General features: G+C 72.9%; 14 protein-coding genes. 4 read left to right on the top strand and 10 right to left on the bottom strand.

Annotated elements, in window-relative coordinates:
* Window positions 1-142 precede the first annotated feature (142 nt).
* Genes FHR77_RS09890 through FHR77_RS09880 form a run of 3 tightly spaced genes read right to left on the bottom strand, consistent with a single transcriptional unit; the run spans window position 143 to window position 3,319 of the window.
* The gene (locus FHR77_RS09890; protein ID WP_167259976.1) at window positions 143-1,456 is read right to left on the bottom strand and encodes a kynureninase; all 1,314 of its coding nucleotides are present in this window, start codon (window positions 1,454-1,456) and stop codon (window positions 143-145) included.
* Window positions 1,453-2,508: an amidohydrolase family protein gene (locus FHR77_RS09885; protein WP_167259974.1), complete on the bottom strand. Its 1,056-nt coding sequence runs from the start codon at window positions 2,506-2,508 to the stop codon at window positions 1,453-1,455. The genes FHR77_RS09890 and FHR77_RS09885 overlap by 4 nt, the downstream gene beginning before the upstream one ends.
* Window positions 2,509-2,542: 34 nt before the next feature.
* Entirely contained in the window at window positions 2,543-3,319 is a 777-nt protein-coding gene (locus FHR77_RS09880; RefSeq protein ID WP_341777312.1) for a class I SAM-dependent methyltransferase, read from the bottom strand.
* A 72-nt stretch (window positions 3,320-3,391) separates the two neighbouring features.
* On the opposite strand from FHR77_RS09880, the gene msuE reads away from it, so the two are divergent.
* Window positions 3,392-4,048: an FMN reductase gene (gene msuE, locus FHR77_RS09875; protein ID WP_197982106.1), complete on the top strand. Its 657-nt coding sequence runs from the start codon at window positions 3,392-3,394 to the stop codon at window positions 4,046-4,048.
* Between the two features lie 22 nt (window positions 4,049-4,070).
* Entirely contained in the window at window positions 4,071-4,472 is a 402-nt protein-coding gene (locus FHR77_RS09870) for a hypothetical protein (protein ID WP_167259970.1), read from the top strand.
* 117 nt (window positions 4,473-4,589) lie between these two features.
* Here FHR77_RS09870 and arfA read toward each other — a convergent pair whose 3' ends face one another.
* The 7 genes from arfA to hrpA form a co-directional block, all read right to left on the bottom strand.
* The gene (arfA, locus tag FHR77_RS09865; protein ID WP_167259968.1) at window positions 4,590-6,125 is read right to left on the bottom strand and encodes an arabinosylfuranosidase ArfA; all 1,536 of its coding nucleotides are present in this window, start codon (window positions 6,123-6,125) and stop codon (window positions 4,590-4,592) included.
* Window positions 6,126-6,216: 91 nt separating this feature from the next.
* The gene (locus tag FHR77_RS09860; RefSeq protein ID WP_341777311.1) at window positions 6,217-7,134 is read right to left on the bottom strand and encodes a carbohydrate ABC transporter permease; all 918 of its coding nucleotides are present in this window, start codon (window positions 7,132-7,134) and stop codon (window positions 6,217-6,219) included.
* Entirely contained in the window at window positions 7,131-8,099 is a 969-nt protein-coding gene (locus FHR77_RS09855) for a carbohydrate ABC transporter permease (protein WP_424955837.1), read from the bottom strand. The genes FHR77_RS09860 and FHR77_RS09855 overlap by 4 nt, the downstream gene beginning before the upstream one ends.
* Before the next feature lie 71 nt (window positions 8,100-8,170).
* On the bottom strand, window positions 8,171-9,442 hold the full coding sequence (locus FHR77_RS09850; protein WP_424956132.1) for an extracellular solute-binding protein: 1,272 nt from the start codon (window positions 9,440-9,442) through the stop codon (window positions 8,171-8,173).
* 277 nt (window positions 9,443-9,719) lie between these two features.
* Window positions 9,720-10,616: a glucose 1-dehydrogenase gene (locus tag FHR77_RS09845; protein ID WP_167259964.1), complete on the bottom strand. Its 897-nt coding sequence runs from the start codon at window positions 10,614-10,616 to the stop codon at window positions 9,720-9,722.
* 132 nt (window positions 10,617-10,748) lie between these two features.
* Entirely contained in the window at window positions 10,749-11,765 is a 1,017-nt protein-coding gene (locus FHR77_RS09840) for a LacI family DNA-binding transcriptional regulator (RefSeq protein WP_056056775.1), read from the bottom strand.
* Between the two features lie 70 nt (window positions 11,766-11,835).
* On the bottom strand, window positions 11,836-15,762 hold the full coding sequence (hrpA, locus tag FHR77_RS09835) for an ATP-dependent RNA helicase HrpA (RefSeq protein WP_167259962.1): 3,927 nt from the start codon (window positions 15,760-15,762) through the stop codon (window positions 11,836-11,838).
* Window positions 15,763-15,900: 138 nt separating this feature from the next.
* Here hrpA and FHR77_RS09830 point away from each other — a divergent pair, with 138 nt between their 5' ends.
* Window positions 15,901-16,407 (top strand): hypothetical protein, encoded by a 507-nt coding sequence (locus tag FHR77_RS09830; RefSeq protein WP_167259960.1) that lies wholly within the window; start codon window positions 15,901-15,903, stop codon window positions 16,405-16,407.
* Between the two features lie 406 nt (window positions 16,408-16,813).
* Window positions 16,814-17,287: an ArsR/SmtB family transcription factor gene (locus FHR77_RS09825; protein WP_167259958.1), complete on the top strand. Its 474-nt coding sequence runs from the start codon at window positions 16,814-16,816 to the stop codon at window positions 17,285-17,287.
* The last annotated feature ends 8 nt before the right edge of the window (window positions 17,288-17,295 follow it).

The following is a 17,295-nucleotide window of genomic DNA, read 5'->3' as shown; positions in this document are numbered from 1 at the left end:
CCCCGTGCCTCCACCGGTGCGGCGGGTCACTGTCCCTCTGGGCGGGTCGGCGCCCGCCCGCCCACGGGGACGGGAACCCGCCGCACTGGACCTCTAAGCAGCCCACGAGGACGCGGGCCCGCCGCACCGCGGTCCCGGCGCGTCAGGGGGTGGTGGGGCCCGGCTCGGGGGCGGTGGCGGCGGCCGGGGCGGCCTGCTGCTCCTGCAGGGCGGTGCGCACCGCGGCCAGGCCGACCCGCACCTCCTCGAAGCTCGTCGAGAGCGGCGACAGGCCGATGCGCAGCCCGTCGGGGTTGCGGAAATCGGGCACCACGCCCTGCTCCCAGAGCGTCGCGACCACCTCGCGGAACGCCGCGTGCCGGATCATCACGTGGCTGCCCCGCTGCGACGGGTCGCGGGGGCTCGCGACCTCGACGCCGAGCGGCACGAGCCACGCGTCGACGAGCTCGAGCGCGTACTCGGTGAGCGCGACCGACTTGGCACGGACCGCCTCCACCCCGGCCTCGTCGACCAGGTCGAGCATGTCCTGCATCGCGAGCATCCCGACCACCGGCGGCGTGCCGCTGATGAAGCGTCGGATGCCCGGCGACGCCGTGTACCCGTCGGCCATCGCGAAGACGTCGGCGGCGCCCATCCAGCCCTGGATCGGCTGCTCGAGCTCGGCGACCAGGTCGGCCCGGGCGTAGAGGAACGCGGGCGCCCCCGGCCCGCCGTTGAGGTACTTGTAGGTGCAGCCCACCGCGATGTCGACTCCCCACGCGTCGAGCTGCATCGGCACCACGCCCACCGAGTGGCAGAGGTCGGCGACCAGCAGGGCCCCCGCCTCCCGCACCGCGGTCGCGATCGCCTCGAGGTCGGCGACGAACGCCGACCGGTACGACACGTGGTTGACCAGCACGACCGCCGTGTCGGGGCCCAGCACCGGTGCGAGCAGCTCGGGCGTCACGCCGAGGGCCGGGTCGACCGAGACCCAGCGCACGACGGCGCCGCGCTCGCGCGCGATGCCCTCGACGACGAAGCGGTCGGTCGGGAACTGGTCGTCGTCGATGACGATCTCGTGCCGACCGGGCCGCGCCGCGAGCGCCGCCCGGATCGCCTTGTAGAGCAGCACGGTGGTCGAGTCGCCGACGACCGTCTGCCCGGGCGCCGCGCCGAGCGCCACAGCGCCGATGCGGTCGCCGACCTCGGTGGGCAGCGCCATCCAGCGCTCGTCCCACGAACGGATCAGCCGGGTGCCCCAGTCGTGCCGCAGCAGCTGCTCGACGCGCGGCCCCGTCGCGAGCAGGGGCCGCCCCAGCGAGTTGCCGTCGAGGTAGGAGACCACGTCGCCCGCGGGCACGAACCTCGCGACCAGCGCGGCGAGCGGGTCGGCCGCGTCGTGCGGCGCCGCCGGCAGGTCGTCGACGTCGTCGGGGGAGGCGGGGGAAGCGGGCGAGGTGGGGGAGGCGTCGGTCATCGGGTCTTCTCCAGCAGGGTGTCGGGGGTGAGCACGGAGGCGGTGGCCAGCCACGCGGCAGCGTCGCCGTCGGCGCCCGGCGGCGCGGTGGGGATCCACGACGCCCGGCGCGACCAGTGGCGGCCGTCGCTGCCCGCGTCGAGGGTGTCGTCGCTGCCGAGCGCCCGGAGCAGCTCGTCGAGGCCGAGCCCCGCCCGCTGCAGCGCCCGCAGCTCGCGTTCGTTGACGCCGACGGGCAGGTCGCCGTTGCCGAGGTCGGTGCCGTAGAGCACGTGCCCGCCGGCCGCCCGGAACCTGGTGAGGTTCGTGACGGCGATCTCGTGCTCCGCGCCTCCCCGGCCGTGGCCGTGGATGTCGAGCGTGCTGATCCACGTGCCGTCGGCGGCACGGTCGACGAGGTCGTCGGTCAGCACCTCGCTGAAGGGGGTGTGCGCGAAGCGCAGCAGGCCGGCGTCGAGGGCACGGCGCACCTGCCCGAGGCCCTGCACGTGGGCGACCGTGAGCAGCTGCACGTCGTCGGCGGCCTCCGCGATCGCCTCGAGCAGCGCCCGGTCGAGCACCGGCCCGACGTCGCCGTTGAGCGCGACCTTGATCACCGACGCCCCGAGGTCGCGCATCCGTCGCACCTCGCGGTGCGCGTCGACCGTGCTCGTGATCGGCACCGCGGCGGTGGCGGGCGCCCAGTCGGCCCGGCTCGGGTAGCCGCCCGGGGCGCCGAGCAGCCCGCCGGCGACCTGGACCTCGGGCCAGGCGTCGTCCATCCGGCCGTGCTCGCTCCAGAGGGAGGCCTCGTCCGGGTCCCAGCCGAGGTCGAGCACCCGGGCGATGCCGCCCGGCCCGAGCTGCGTCGGGTCGACCAGGCCGAGGTGCACGTGCGAGTCGGTGAAGGGCGAGAGCAGCGTGCCGGGCAGGTGCGGCAGCGCCGCCGAGGTCGCGGGGTCGGGGCTGCCGAAGAGGTGCAGCCCCTCGCGCGTGGCCCGCACGACCGACGGCCCGCGCCAGCGGCCCGACCACACGTGGTCGACCGTGACGAGCAGGGCCTCCGGGGTCATGACCCCACCGTACGGGCACCGCCCGTGCCGCGGCTCAGTCGAGCAGCACGGCCCGGCTGCACCGCGTGACGTACGGCAGGCGGATGAGGTCGACGCCCCGGGTGTCGGGGTGCGTGTCGAGCAGCGCGCCGACGTCGCGCAGCACCTGCTCGCGGTCGTCGTCCGACAGGGTGATGACGTAGCTGCGCGAGGCGATCATCGCGAGGAACTCGTCGCGCTCGAGCTCGTGCACCCACTCGACGTCGTGCCGCTCGACCTCGCCGAACGGCGCCCCGACGACGGGCGCCTCCGACTGCATGTCGCGCTCGGCGGGCTGGTTCAGCACGCGGCTGAGGTCGGCGAGCCACGGCACCGTCTCGTCGCGGATGTTCCAGAGCAGCCCGAGGGTGCCGCCCGGCCGCAGCACGCGGGCGACCTCCGGCACGGCCACCACGGGGTCGACCCAGTGCCAGGCCTGGGCGACGAGCACGGCGTCGACCGAGTCGTCGGCGAGCGGCATGGTCTCGGCGCTGCCGGCGAGCGACCGGGCCCGCGGCACGACGCGCTCGAGGATCTCGCGCATGCCCTCGCTCGGCTCCACGGCGACGACCTCGTCGACCTGCTCGAGCAGCACGCGGGTCAGCTTGCCCGTGCCGGCCCCGAGGTCGACGACGTCACGGGCGCCGTGCGGCAGCAGCCACTCGACGGCCTCGCGGGGGTAGGAGGGGCGGCCGCGTTCGTAGACGTCGGCGGCCAGGCCGAAGGAGGCGGCGTGCAGCGCGAGCACGTCGGCCGGGTCGGCGGGGGCGGAGGCAGGTAGGTGATGCGTCACCAGGTCACTTTCGCACGACTCAGAACGTCATACGCGAACGTTACGACGAGGGGAGGGGCGAGCATGGTCGTCATGACTCAGACACCTCCGCTGCGCGTCGTCGCCGTGTCGGGAACGCTCAGCACGCCCAGCAAGACCGACGCCCTGGTCGACGCGATCCTCGACGAGCTCGCCCTGGTCATGCCGATCGAGCGGCACGTCATCCGGGTCAGCGAGCTCGGTCCGCTCTTCGCCGGGGCGCTCACCCGCGACCAGCTCGACGCGCGGGTCGAGCGCGAGCTGCGGGCCATCGAGGGGGCCGACCTGCTGATCGCGGCCTCGCCGGTCTACCGCGCCTCCTTCACGGGCCTGTTCAAGCACCTCTTCGACTTCGTCGAGCAGTACGCGCTCGTCGACGTGCCGGTGCTGCTCGCCGCCACGGGCGGCAGCGAGCGCCACGCGCTCATCCTCGAGCACTCGCTGCGGCCGCTCTTCGGCTTCTTCCAGGCACTGACGCTCCCGCTCGGCGTCTACGCGCACGCCAGCGACTTCACCGACCGGCGCGTGACGGCGCCCCTGCTGCAGGAGCGCATCCGCAACGCCATCGCCCGCGGGCTGCCCCTGATCCGCTCGAGCACCGCCGAGAAGCGCCGCATCGAGGAGTCGCTGAGCGGCGCCGCCCTCGACGCCGACGTCGACCTCCGCGCCGCCGAGCTCGACGCGACCGTGCCCACCCGGCTGTACAGCTGACGGCCGAGATATCCTGGTCGGCATGCCCGACACGCCCCCTCGCGACATCGCCGTCGCCCGCTCCGAGATCCGCGACGACGAGGCCAAGCGCATGATCGGCCTGGTCGCCGCCGCCGACCTCACCGAGCGCGCCGGCCGCTGGGTCGCCGACGGGGTCGACGACGACGCGGCCCGGGCCCTCGCGGCCGGGGCGGGCCTCGGCGAGGAGGCGCGGCTGGCGCTCCTGGAGAAGCTCGCGGCCTCGCAGGGCCTCGCCTTCGACACCGTGCGCGCGGCCCGCGCCCACCACGGCGAGGCCGTGATCCGCTCGATGACGGCGGCCAGCGCGTCGGCCGACTCGCTGTCGTTCTCGAACACCTTCAGCGACACCATCGAGGAGTCGGTGCGCGACTCCATCTCCCGGCTGTTCCCGCGCCGCAAGTAGCGCCCCCGGCCGACGATCCCCGGCCAACGCCGGGGGTCGACGTCCCACGGCCGAGGGCCGGCGCCGGGCTCACGCCCCGGCACCGGCCCTCGTCCCCTCCCGGGGTCGGCGCGCTCCCTACGCCGTGCCGACCTCGAGCTCCACGACGGCCCACGACAGGGCGGGCAGCGTGAGACGGGCGACGCCGCCGTCCACGCTGATGCCCTCGAGCGGCACGAGGCCCACGGCGTCCTGCGCCTGCTCGGTGTTGCTCGTGAAGCGGTCTCCGCCCTCGGGCACCGTCAGCAGCTCGGCCCGGGTGACGCGGGCGCCCGCGAAGCCGCGGAGGGCGACCTCGACGTCCGCCGCCTCCTCGAGTCCCCGGTTGGCGAGGAAGAACGCGACGCGCCCCGACTCCTCGTCCCAGGTGGCGCTGACGTCGACGAGGTCGGCGTCGCCGTACTTCGGGGTGTCGATCTTGTCGCTCGTCACCACGGTGCGGAGGATCTCGCCGCGGGCGAGCGCGGCCATGCGGGCGAACGGCCAGAAGATCGTCTGGCGCCAGGCCGGCCCGCCCTGCTCGCTGCGGATGGGGGCGATGACGTTGACGAGCTGCGCCTGGTTGGCGATCTTCACCCGGTCGCCGTGGCGCAGCAGCGAGTTGAGGAAGGTGCCGACGACGACCGCGTCGGTGACGTTGTACTGGTCCTCGATGAGGCGCGGGTGCTCGACCCAGCCCTTCGAGACGTTGTGGGGCTGGTCGTCGGTGTCGAGGCCCGTCTGGTACCAGACGTTCCACTCGTCGAACGAGATGTCGACCTGCTTCCGGTGCTTGCCCGCGGCCTTGACGCCGTCGATGGTCGAGACGACCTCCTCGATGAAGGCGTCCATGTCGACGGCCGTGGCGAGGAAGCTCGTCGCATCGCCGTCGTGCTCCTGGTAGTACGCGTGCATCGAGACGTAGTCGACCTCGTCGTACGCGTGGGTGAGCACCTCGTGCTCCCACGAGCCGAAGGTGGGCATGTTCCGGCCCGAGCTGCCGACGGCGACGAGCTCGATGGTCGGGTCGACGAACTTCATCGCCTTGGCGGCCTCCTGGGCGAGGCGGCCGTACTCGCCGGCCGTCTTGTGGCCGATCTGCCACGGGCCGTCGAGCTCGTTGCCGAGGCACCAGAGCTTGATGTCGAACGGGTCCTTTGCCCCGTTGGCGATGCGGCGGTCGCTGAGGGCCGTGCCGCCGGGGTGGTTGGCGTACTCGACGAGCTCCCGGGCGGCGTCGACGCCGCGGGTGCCGAGGTTGACGGCCTCCATCACCTCGGTGCCGGCCAGCGCGCTCCACTCGACGAACTCGTGCAGGCCGAAGGCGTTGGTCTCGACCGTGTGCCACGCGCCGTCGAGGCGGCGGGGGCGCTGGTCGACCGGCCCGACGCCGTCCTCCCAGTTGTAGCCCGAGACGAAGTTGCCGCCGGGGTAGCGGATGACGGTGGCGCCGAGCTCCTTCGTCAGCTCGAGCACGTCGTGGCGGAAGCCCTTCTCGTCGGCCGTCTCGTGGCCGGGCTCGTAGATGCCGGTGTAGACGCACCGGCCCATGTGCTCGACGAACGAGCCGAACAGGCGGCGGGGCACGGGGCCGACGACGAACTCGCGGTCGACGGTGATGCGGGCGGTGCTCATGCGGTTATCTCCTGGTGATGGGGGACGGCGATCTGGCGGGGGGACGGTCGGAGGGGGAGCGGGGGAGGCGCGGGGCCGGTCGAGCGGGGAGTCACTGCCCGCCGAACCCGGTGGTCGAGATGCCCTTGATGATCTGGCGCTGGAAGAAGAGGAACACGAGGATCAGCGGCAGGGCGGCGAGGATCGCCGCGGCCATGTTCTGGGCGTACTGGATGCCGTAGGCGCTCTTGATGGTCTGGAGGCCGACGGGGAGCGTGAGCAGCGACGCGTCGTTGGTGACGATGAACGGCCAGAGGAAGTTGTTCCACGCACCGATGAACACGAAGATCGAGACCGCGCCGAGGATGGGCCGCGAGAGCGGCAGCAGGATGGTGAAGAAGACCCGGACGCGCCCGGCGCCGTCGACGCGGGCGGCGTCCTCCAGCTCGATCGGCACCTGGTCGAAGAACTTCTTCAGCACGAACACCATGGCGGGCGCGATCGCCTGCGGCAGGATGATGCCCCAGTACGTGTCGACCATGTTGAACGCGAGCATCTGGTAGAAGAGCGGCACGATCAGCACCTGCGGCGGCACGATGATCGAGGCGATCGTCGCGACGTAGAGCCACTTCTTGCCCCGGAAGTCGAGGCGCGAGAACGCGTAGGCCACGAGCGCCGACGTCGCGACGACGATGAGCGTGATCACGATCGACGTGAACAGGCTGTTGAAGAGCCAGGTCGGGATGTTGCCCTGGTCGAGGATCGCCCGGTACGCGTCGAGGGTGAAGCCGCCGGCCGGCAGCCAGGTCTGCGGCGTCGCCGCGGCGTCGGCCTCGCTCTTGAACGAGGTGGCGAGCGACCAGAGGAAGGGGACGAGCCACAGCGCGGCCATCACCACGAGGATGACGATGCTGACGACGCTCATCACGCCGAAGCGCGACCGGCCGGGCTTGTGCGGGGCACGCTCGCGGCCGCGGCGGGCGGTCGGGGCGCGGAGGTCGTCGGTGGGGGCGAGGGCCGGTGCGGTCACTTCTGGGCTCCCTTGCGGTTGCGGGCCGTGGCCGCGAACTGTGCGATCGAGATCACGACGATGACGGCGAAGAAGATGTACGAGATGGCGCTGGAGTAGCCGAAGCGGTAGCCGGTGAAGCCGGTCTCGAAGATGTACTGCACGGTCGAGCGGGTCGTGCCGGCCGGGCCGCCGTTCGTCATCTGGTAGATCTGGTCGAAGACCTTGAGCGACGCGAGCACCTGGAGGATGACGATCAGGCCGGTGGTGGGGCCGAGCTGCGGGATCGTGATCGAGACCAGCGAGCGCCAGCGGCCCGCACCGTCGAGCGAGGCCGCCTCGTACTGCTGGTCGGGGATGTTCTGGAGCGCGGCGAGGTAGAGCAGGAAGTTGAAGCCGACCGTCCACCAGACGGTGGTGGCGACGACGGCGATCATCGCCGTGTCGGGGTCCTGCAGCCAGGCGGGCTGCGGCAGCCCGACCGTCGCCAGCGCCGAGTTGATCGGGCCGAGCGTCGGGCTGTAGAGCTGGATCCAGAACAGCGACACGACGGTCGACGCCAGCAGGTAGGGCAGGAAGAAGCTGAGGCGCCAGAGCCACTGGCCCGGCAGGCCGGTGTTGACGAGCAGGGCCAGCACGAGCGCGATCACCACGAGCGGGATCGTGCTGAGCACCGTGAACCACAGCGTGTTGAGCATCGAGCGCCACATCGCGCCGTCGGCGAAGGCCTCGGCGTAGTTGGCGAAGCCGATCAGCTCGCCGCCCTGGCCGGTGAGGCTCTGGCCCGTGAGGCTCAGCCAGAACCCGTGCACGAGAGGCCAGACGAGGAAGAGCGCGAAGAGGATCGTGAACGGCGCGGCGAAGCCCCAGCCGATCTTGGTGTCTCTCGGCCCGCCGGAGCGGGTGCGCACCCGGGTGCGGGTGCGGGCGGGCGAGGCCGCGCGGTCGGCGCTGGCCGCCGGGGCGGTCACCGTGGTGGTCGTCACAGATCGACTCCTTCGTCGTCGTGCAGGGAGGTGGGGCGGGAGGGGCGGAGCACGGGGAGGCGCGGGCCGGCTCAGACGGGCGCCGGTCGCGACAGCTGCGTCTCCACCCGCGAGATGAAGGCGCGCATGCCCGCGGCCGCGTCGTCCTTCGCGAGGATCACGGACTGGATGCTGTCGAGGAAGTACGTCTGGAAGTCCGACCCGGAGCCCGAGAACCAGGCCGGCGGGTCGTAGTTGAGGTACTCGGCGGCCTCGGCGTAGTGGGACTGCGGCACCAGCGCCGCGTACTCGGGGCTGTCGACGACCGGGCCGTAGGCGGGGATGTGCCCGGCCTCGGCCCACGAGATGCTGTCCTTCAGGATGGTGGCGACCATCCTGTAGACGTCCTCCCGCTTCGTGTCGTCGACCTGGCTCTGCCGCGGCAGCACGAAGGCGTGCGAGTCGGCGTAGACGGCCGGCGTGCCGAAGAGCGTCGGGATGATGCTGGCGTCGTAGGGGATCCCGGCCGCCTCGGCGCTCGGCACCTCCCACACGCCGGTGAAGAGCATCCCGCTCTCGCCGCTGACGAACTCGGCGATGCCGGACTGGATGTCGCTCGCGGTGGCCATCGCGGTGCCGTCGGTCAGCGTCTGCATGAACTCGAGGGCCGTGACCGCGGCGGCCTCGTCGTACTCGACGGTGCCGCCCTCGCGGAGCACCATGTCGGCGCCCTGCTGCTTGTAGAACGTGTAGAACATGCGCCAGAGCTGGGCGCCGTCGTTGAGGTACCCCCACGAGGCGCCGTGCTTGCCGGTGACCGCCTGCATGGCGGCCGCGACCTGGAGGAACTGCTCGGGGCTGCTGATGTCGACGAGGCGGCCGTCGGGCCCGAGAGCCCCGGCCTGCTGGGCGATGTCGGTGTTGTACAGCAGGATGAAGGGGTGCGAGTCGAGGGCGACCGAGTACAGCTGGTCGCCGTTGAACCCGGCCTTCCAGACCGCGGGCGCGAAGTCCTGCTCGCGCAGGCCGTACGAGGCGAGCTTGTCGATGTCCCACGGGTCGAGCAGCCCGCCGGGCGCGTAGCCGGGCACGCGCGACGCGTGCATGATCGCGACGTCAGGGGCGCGGCCGCCGGCCGAGGCCATGGCGAGCTTCGTGTAGTACGGCGTGCCCCAGGCGAGCACGGTCTGCGTCGCGTGGAACTCGGGGTTCTGCTCGTTGGCCTGGTCGACGAGGGCCGACATCTTGATGCCGTCGCCCCCGCTCAGCAGGTGCCAGAACTTGAGCTGCTCGACGGCAGCGCCGGAGGCGGTGGTCGCGCCGGGAGCACAGCCCGCCAAGCTGCCCACCGCCAGCACGCTCATGATGCCGGCGCCGCCGAGGAGCAGGCTGCGGCGGGAGAGGCCGGCCAGGCCGGTGCGGGCGGAGCCGCCGGGGCGAGGCGGGCCGGACAGGGGCTCAGGGGGTGTCATCGGTGGTCACTCCTTCGTGATGCGTCGACTGCGGACAGCATTACATCGTTGTAACGCGAACGCAAGCGTCGATCCGGAGGCGACCCGCGCCTCCCCGGGGCCGCCCGCCGACGACGGAGGGGCCGCCCGCGACGATGCGCGAGCGGCCCCTCCGGCAGAGCGGGGCGACCTACGGCGTGGGCATGCCGCCGTCGACGTGCAGGGTCTCGCCGACGACGTAGCTCGACTCGCCCGACGCCAGGAAGACGTAGGCGGGCGCGAGCTCGGCGGGCTGGCCCCAGCGGCCGAGGGCGGTCTGGCTGCCGACGTCGGGCAGCGCGTCCGACGGCTGTCCGCCCGCGGGCTGCAGCGGGGTCCAGATCGGGCCGGGCGCGACCGCGTTCACGCGGATGCCCTTCGGCGCGAGCTGCATGGCGAGGCCCTTCGAGAAGGTGTTGATCGCGGCCTTGGTCGACGCGTAGTCGACGAGCATCGGGGCCGGCTGGTACGCCTGGATCGACGTCGTGTTGATGATCGTCGAGCCGGGCACGAGGTGGGGGAGCGCGGCCTTCGTGATCCAGAACATCGCGTAGACGTTGGTCTTGTAGGTCTCGTCGAAGTTCTCGTCGTCGAGCTCGAGGAAGTCCTCGACGTGCTGCTGCTTGCCCGCGTTGTTGACGAGGATGTCGAGGCCGCCGAGCTCGCTGACGGCCTTCTCGACGAGCTGCGTGCAGAACTCGCGGTCGGTGATGTCGCCGGGGAGGGCGACGGCCTTGCGGCCGGCGGCCTCGACGAGGGCGACGATCTTCTGCGCGTCCTCCTCCTCCTCGGCGAGGTAGCTGATGGCGACGTCGGCGCCCTCGCGGGCGTAGGCGATGGCGACGGCCGCGCCGATGCCCGAGTCGCCTCCCGTGACGAGCGCCTTGCGGCCCTCGAGGCGGCCCGAGCCGCGGTAGGTCTCCTCGCCGTGGTCGGCGGGCGACGAGAGCTCCTCGTCGGTGCCGGCGCCCTCGAGGTACTGGGCCTTCGGGGTGATGTCGGCGAACTTCTGGGTGGGGTCTTCGAATGCGTACTGGTCAGCAGACATGGCGGCGCCTCTCGGTCTCGTGCACGGGAGTGCGACGGTAGGCCGACCCGCGACTCCTCGTGACCGCTTGACAGCGGACGGGCAGCCGCCATCCAGAAAGCGAAGCGGGGCGACGGCGGGCGGCGGGCGTCGTCAGCGCCGTGCCCGGCGGGCCGTGCTCGCTCGGGGCACCACCTCGTGCGGGATCACCGCGAGCTCGGGCGCCCGCTCGCGGTCGGCGATGCGCGCGGCGAGCAGCTCTAGGGTGCGCTCGGCGAAGAGGCGCTTGTCGAGGCGGACGGTGGTCAGCGGCGGGCGGGTGAAGCGGCCGTCGGCGATGTCGTCGAAGCCGGCGACCGAGACGTCGTCGGGCACCCGGAGGCCGGCGCTCCAGAGGGCGTGGACGGCGCCGATCGCGAGCGAGTCGGTGAAGCAGAAGAGGGCGTCGGGGGCCTCGCCGCGGGCCAGGGCGTCGGCGACCGTGGCGGCGCCGGCCTCGGGCTCCCAGGCGCGGCAGGCCCAACGCAGGTCGTCGCCGACCGGCAGCCCCGCCGCCTCCATCGCCTGCGACCAGCCCAGGGTGCGCGCCCGGGCCGTGGCCGAGTCGAAGCCGTCGCCGGGGCAGCCGAGCACGGCGATCCGCCGGTGGCCGAGGGCGAGCAGGTGCTCGGTCATGTCGCGGGCGGCCGTGACGCTGTCGACGCGCACCTGGTCGACGAGGTGCTGCTCGACCTCGCCGATCACGACGACCGGCGGGAGGTCCTCCGCGCCGACGATGGCGCTCTCGCCGAGGCTGACGGGGTTCAGCACGAGGCCGTCGACGAGGTGCTCGCGACCGCGCAGCAGCAGCTCGCGCTCGCGCTCGGGCCGCACGCCGGTCTGCTCGAGCTGCACGGACCAGCCACGCTCGTGGGCGACCTCGACGAACCAGTGCGACATCTCGGCGCTGTACGGGGTCGTCAGGTCGGGGAAGGCCAGGGCGATCGCGCCGGTGCGGCCGTTGCGCAGTCCGCGGGCGCTGAGGTTCGGCACGTAGTCGAGCTGCGCGAGGGCCGCCTCGACCCGGCCACGGGTGTCGGGGGCGACCCGGACGACGCCGTTGATGACGTTCGAGACGGTCTTCGGCGAGACGCCCGCGAGGGCGGCCACGTCCTTCACCGTCGCGCGCATCTGCCCAGGCTAGTGCGGGGGCCGCCCGTGCCCCCGGCGCCGGGGGCACGGGCGGCAGGGCGGCGGGCGGTCAGGCGGAGGCGAGCACCTTGACGATGCGCTGCAGCGAGACGCTCTCGCTCGGCCGGAGGTCCTGCGCGAAGAGGCTGACACGGAACTCCTCGAGCAGCCACCGGGCGCGGACGAGTGCCGGAGGCGCGGTGGCGGCGGGCGGGAAGGTGCCGCCCGCGGCCTCGTACCGCTCCGTCGCCTGCTGCACCTCGGTGAGCCAGGCCCGGTCGCGCGCCGGCGCCTCGAGCAGCTTCGCCGTGCGGCGCGTGACGCCGACGAGGTAGACGGGCACGCGCTGCAGCTGCTGCAGCCCGGTCGCGGAGACGAAGCCCGGGTAGATCAGCCGCTCGCGCTGCTGCCGCATGTCGGTGAGGGCGGCCAGCAGCGACATGTTCGTCGCCGCCTTCATCGCCTTGTCGGCGTCGCGCGCCGCCGTGAGGGTGCGGGCCACGAGCGACACGGTCTGGAACATCGAGTCCATCACGGCGGCCGAGACCCGGTCGCGCACGGTGAGGAACTCCTTCTTCGTGTACAGCTGGCCGTCGGGCTTCACCCGGTGCAGCACGTCGTCGACGACGGCCACGAGGCAGTCCGCGAAGAGCGCGGCGGTGTTCTGGTACGGGCTGGTGGCGAGGATGAGCTTCTCGGGCGCTGTCAGGTGCTGCTGCACGTAGGCCACCGGGCTCGGCACGGCGAGCATGAGCAGCCGGCGGACGCCGCGGGGCGTCTCGAGCGCCTGGTCGGCAGGGGTCGCCATCAGGCGGATCGCCACCGAGGTGCCCTCGTCGACCAGCGCCGGGTACGCGCGGATGACGGTGTCGCCGTGCTTCGTGTCGACGACGGTCGGCAGCTCGTCGAAGTCCCAGCTGGTGATGCCGGAGCGCTCGATGGCGTTCGCCGCGGGGGCGCCCGAGGCGACCGCCTGCGGGCCGCCGCGGCCGCGTCGGGAGCGACCCGCGCCTCCTTCGCCCTGGCCCTGGCCCTGCGTGACGCGGGCGACGCTCTTGCGCATGTCGTCGCTGAGGCGCTCCTGGAGCACGTCGAGCCGCTTGTCGACACCGACCGTGCGGCCGCGCTCGTCGACGACGGCGTAGCTGACCCGGAGGTGCGCGGGCACGCGCTCGAGGTCGAAGTCGTCGACGGCCACCGGCGTGTAGGTGAGCTTGCGGATGACGGTGGCGACGGTCGCGGTGAACGGCTCGTCGACGTCTGCCGGCGGCTCGGCCGGCAGCTCGGCGGTGATCTTCGACGCCCAGTCGGCGGCGGGCACGACGTTCTTGCGGATCTGCTTCGGCAGCGACTTGATCAGCGCCGTGACCAGCTCGTCGCGGAGCCCCGGCACCTGCCAGTCGAAGCCGACCGGGCGGAGGCGCGCCAGCAGCGGCAGGGGGACGACCACCGTGACGCCGTCGTCGTCGGCCCCCGGCTCGAACTTGTAGCGCAGGGTCAGCGTCTGGTCGCCCTGCCGCCACGTGCTCGGGAAGCCCGCCTCGTCGACGTCGGGCTCGTCGTCGCCGAGCAGGTCGGCGGCGGTCATGGTGAGGAGGTCGGGGGTCTGCTGCTTCGCGGTGCGCCACCAGCCCTCGAAGTCGCGGGTGCTCGTGACGTCGGCGGGGATGCGCCGCTGGAAGAACTCGAACGCGGCGTCGCCGTCGACGAGGATGTCGCGGCGGCGGGTGCGCTCCTCGACCTCGGTCAGCTCGCGGATCAGCTGCTGGTTCTTCGCCTCGAACGCCTGACGGCTCTCCCAGTCGCCCTCGACCAGCGCGTGCCGGATGAACAGCTCGCGGGCGTAGCCCGGGTCGATGCGCGAGAACTGGATGCGGCGGCGGGGCACGATCGGCACGCCGTAGAGCGTCACGCGCTCGTAGGCGACGACGGCGCCCTGCTTCTTCTCCCAGTGCGGCTCGCCGTAGCTCTTCTTCACGAGGTCGGGCGCGAGCGGCTCGGCCCAGGCCGGGTCGATGACCCCCGCGACGCGGGCGAACAGCCGACTCGTCTCGACGAGCTCGGCGCTCATGATGGCCACCGGCGGCTTCTTCGCGAGCGAGCTGCCGGGGAAGAGCACGAAGCGCGTCTGGCGGGCGCCGACGTAGTCCTTCTTCTGCGGGTCGAACAGGCCGATCTGGCTGAGCAGCCCCGCGAGCAGGCTGCGGTGCACCCCGTCCGGGTTCGCGCTGCGCTCGCCGACGTGCAGGCCGAGCGGTCGGGCGGCGCGGGAGAGCTGGCGGAAGACGTCCTGCCACTCGCGCACGCGCAGGTAGTTGAGGAACTCGTCGCGGCAGAGGCGCTTGAACGCGTTGCCGCTGAGCTCCCTCTGCTTGTCCTCCAGGTAGTCGAAGAGGTTGAGCAGGGTGAGGAAGTCGCCCTTGGGGTCGCGGAAGCGCGAGTGCTTCTCGTCGGCCTGCGCGCGGCGCTCGAGGGGGCGCTCGCGGGGGTCCTGGATGCTGAGGGCCGCGACGATCGCGATGACCTCGCGCGTGGTGCCCTGCGTCTTCGACTCGACCACCATGCGGGCGAGGCGGGGGTCGATCGGCAGGCGGGTCAGCTGCTTGCCGACGCGCGTGATCTGACCGCCCTGCGTGACGGCGCCGAGCTCGCGGAGGAGGTCGAGGCCGTCCTTGATGCCCCGGGAGTCCGGCGGCTGCAGGAAGGGGAAGGCCGCGATGTCGCCGAGCCCGAGCGAGATCATCTGCAGGATGACGGCGGCGAGGTTCGTGCGGAGGATCTCGGGCTCGGTGAACTCGGGCCGCTTCTCGAAGTCGGTCTCGCTGTAGAGCCGGATCGCGATGCCGCTGCTCGTGCGGCCGGAGCGCCCGGAGCGCTGGTTCGCGCTCGCCTGCGAGATGGCCTCGATGGGGAGGCGCTGCACCTTGGCGCGCGTGGAGTAGCGGCTGATGCGGGCGGTGCCGGCGTCGACGACGTACTTGATGCCGGGCACGGTGAGGCTGGTCTCGGCGACGTTCGTCGCGAGGACGATGCGGCGTCTCGTGCCGGCGGTGGTGCTGGGCTGGAAGACGCGGTGCTGGTCGGCGGCGCTGAGGCGGCCGTAGAGGGGGAGCACCTCGGTGTGCGGGAGGTTCCGGCCCCGGATGGCGTCCTCCGCGTCGCGGATCTCGTTCTCGCCGCTGAGGAAGACGAGCACGTCGCCGCTCGACTCGCGGGCGAGCTCGTCGAGGGCCTCGTTGATGCCCTGCAGGTAGTCCTTGTCGTCCGCCCTCGCGGGCGCGGGGGCGTTCTTCTGCGGGGAGCGCGCGGACGCGGCGGCGCGGCGCGGCGGGGCCTCGTCGAGCTCGTCGAGGTCGTCGTCGTCATCGCCGCCGGCGCTGGCCGCGTCGTCGGCGACGAGCGGCCGGTACCGGATCTCGACGGGGTAGGTGCGGCCGGAGACCTCGACGATGGGGGCGCCGTCGAAGTGCGCGGAGAACGACTCGGGGTCGATGGTGGCGCTGGTGATGATCAGCTTGAGGTCGGGGCGGCGGGGCAGCAGCTGCTTGAGGTAGCCGAGCAGGAAGTCGATGGTGAGGCTGCGCTCGTGCGCCTCGTCGATGATGATCGTGTCGTAGCGCTTCAGGTCGCGGTCGAAGTGGATCTCGTTGAGCAGGATCCCGTCCGTCATCAGCTTGATCTTCGTGTCGCTCGACACCTTGTCGGTGAAGCGCACCTGGTAGCCGACGAGCCCGCCGACCTCCTGGCCGAGCTCCTCGGCGATGCGCTCGCTGATGGTGCGGGCGGCGATGCGTCGGGGCTGCGTGTGGCCGATGCTGGTGCGGCCGAGCTCGAGGCAGATCTTGGGCAGCTGCGTGGTCTTGCCGGAGCCGGTCGAGCCGGCGACGATCACGACCTGGTGGTCGCGGATTGCGGCGGCGATGTCGTCGCGCCGCTGGCTGACGGGCAGCTCGGCGGGGTACGAGATCGTGAGCGGAGGCAGGGGAGCGGCAGACATGAGCCCTCCATGGTAAGCCGCGGGGGCTGTGGACGGGGGCTCGCGGCCAGCCCTCCCCAGGTCGTTCGCCGTGGGCGTCCTCCCCGGGCCGGTCGACGGGCAGGAGTCGCGGGTCGGCCGCCGCGGCACGCTCGCCCCATGAACGTCTCCGGTCTCGCCTCTGCTCCCCTCGTCATCGCCACGGACCCCGTGGGCGTCTACCTGCTCGACCTGCTCGCCGAGGGAGGGGGCGGCGGGGCGGTCTCGCGGGAGGCGCTGGTCACCGGGGCCCTGGACCGTCTCGACACGACGGAGGAGGCGGTGACCGCGCGGCTGGCCTCGATGGTCGACGCGGGGTTCGCGATGCGGGTCGAGGGGGGCGGAGCCGAGCCGGCGTGGCGGGGCTGCACGCACGACGAGCTGGCGGCGGCCTTCGACAGCGTGGTCGACGTGCTGCGGGCCCTCGACGAGGCCGGCGACTCGGAGCAGGCGACCGACGCGGTCGCCGCGATCGACGCGGCCTGGGCGACGCGCAGCACCGCAGAGGCACGTCGGGCCGTGGCCGATGCTTTCCGGCTCTCGCCTGCCGGGCGGCGGCACGCCCGCCGTGTCGCCGAGGGGACGCTGGGCCTGCCCTTCGGGCGCCCGCGCCCCGAGGGGGCGTGACGTGAGCGAGCCAGCGGTGGGTCGCGCCGTCGGCCGTGACGTCGGCCGCGACGTCGCCCGTGCCGCGGCCGGGGCGGCCGACGAGCTGCTGCGCCCGGAGCCGGTCGCCGAGAAGGTCGATCCACTCTGGAGTGGAGGAGCAGGGTCTGACTCGCAGTGTGAGGCGGGGGGTCGCGCTCCACTCTGGAGTGCAGGAGCGGGGGAGGAGGGCGCGCGGTCGTGGGGGCAGCCGGAGGGGGCTGCTCCACGCTGGAGTGGATCGGCTTTTCTGGCGGGCGACTCCTCCTCGGGGCACGACGGGCTCCGGGCGGTGGCGGGGGAGCTGGGCGCGGAGCGGGAGCCGGGCCGAGGGCGGGAGCAGGGGCAGCGGGCTCCGAGCTGGCGGCGCTCGCGGACTCCGTTCGAGGTGCTGGCCGACCCGGTCGAGGTGTGGATCATCGAGCAGCTCTGCGTCGGTGAGCACAGCTCCGGCGACCTCGCCTCGCTCGCTCACGAGTCCCTCGGCATCGGGTGGTCGGCCGTCTCGCGGCACCTCGTCACCCTGCGCCGCGCCGGCTTCACCGACGTCGTCGTCGACGGCCCGACCCGCTGGCACGCCCTGCGCCCCGACTGGCTCGACCGCGTCGACGCCGCGCTCTCCGGGCTGCGGGGCGTGTGGGACGAGCACCGGCCGCTCCGCGAGCTCGGCGTCACCGCGTCGCTCCCTCCCGCGGCGTTCACCACCGACGTCGGGGCCCGCCACGGCGCACCTCTGCTCGACGACGTGCACCACCGCCCCGCTCGTCTGCGTCAGGGACGCGGTGCCCGCGACCTCGCCCGGCGGGGCGTCGGCCGGAGCGAGTGGGCCGAGGAGACGGACGGCGGCGCCGGCCTCACCTGACGAGGCCG

Origin of the sequence: Frigoribacterium endophyticum (assembly GCF_011759585.1) — a bacterium.
GTDB classification, from domain to species: domain Bacteria; phylum Actinomycetota; class Actinomycetes; order Actinomycetales; family Microbacteriaceae; genus Frigoribacterium; species Frigoribacterium endophyticum.
The sequence above is the reverse complement of the archived record's forward strand: the minus strand, read 5'-3'. Positions and strand labels throughout refer to the sequence as shown.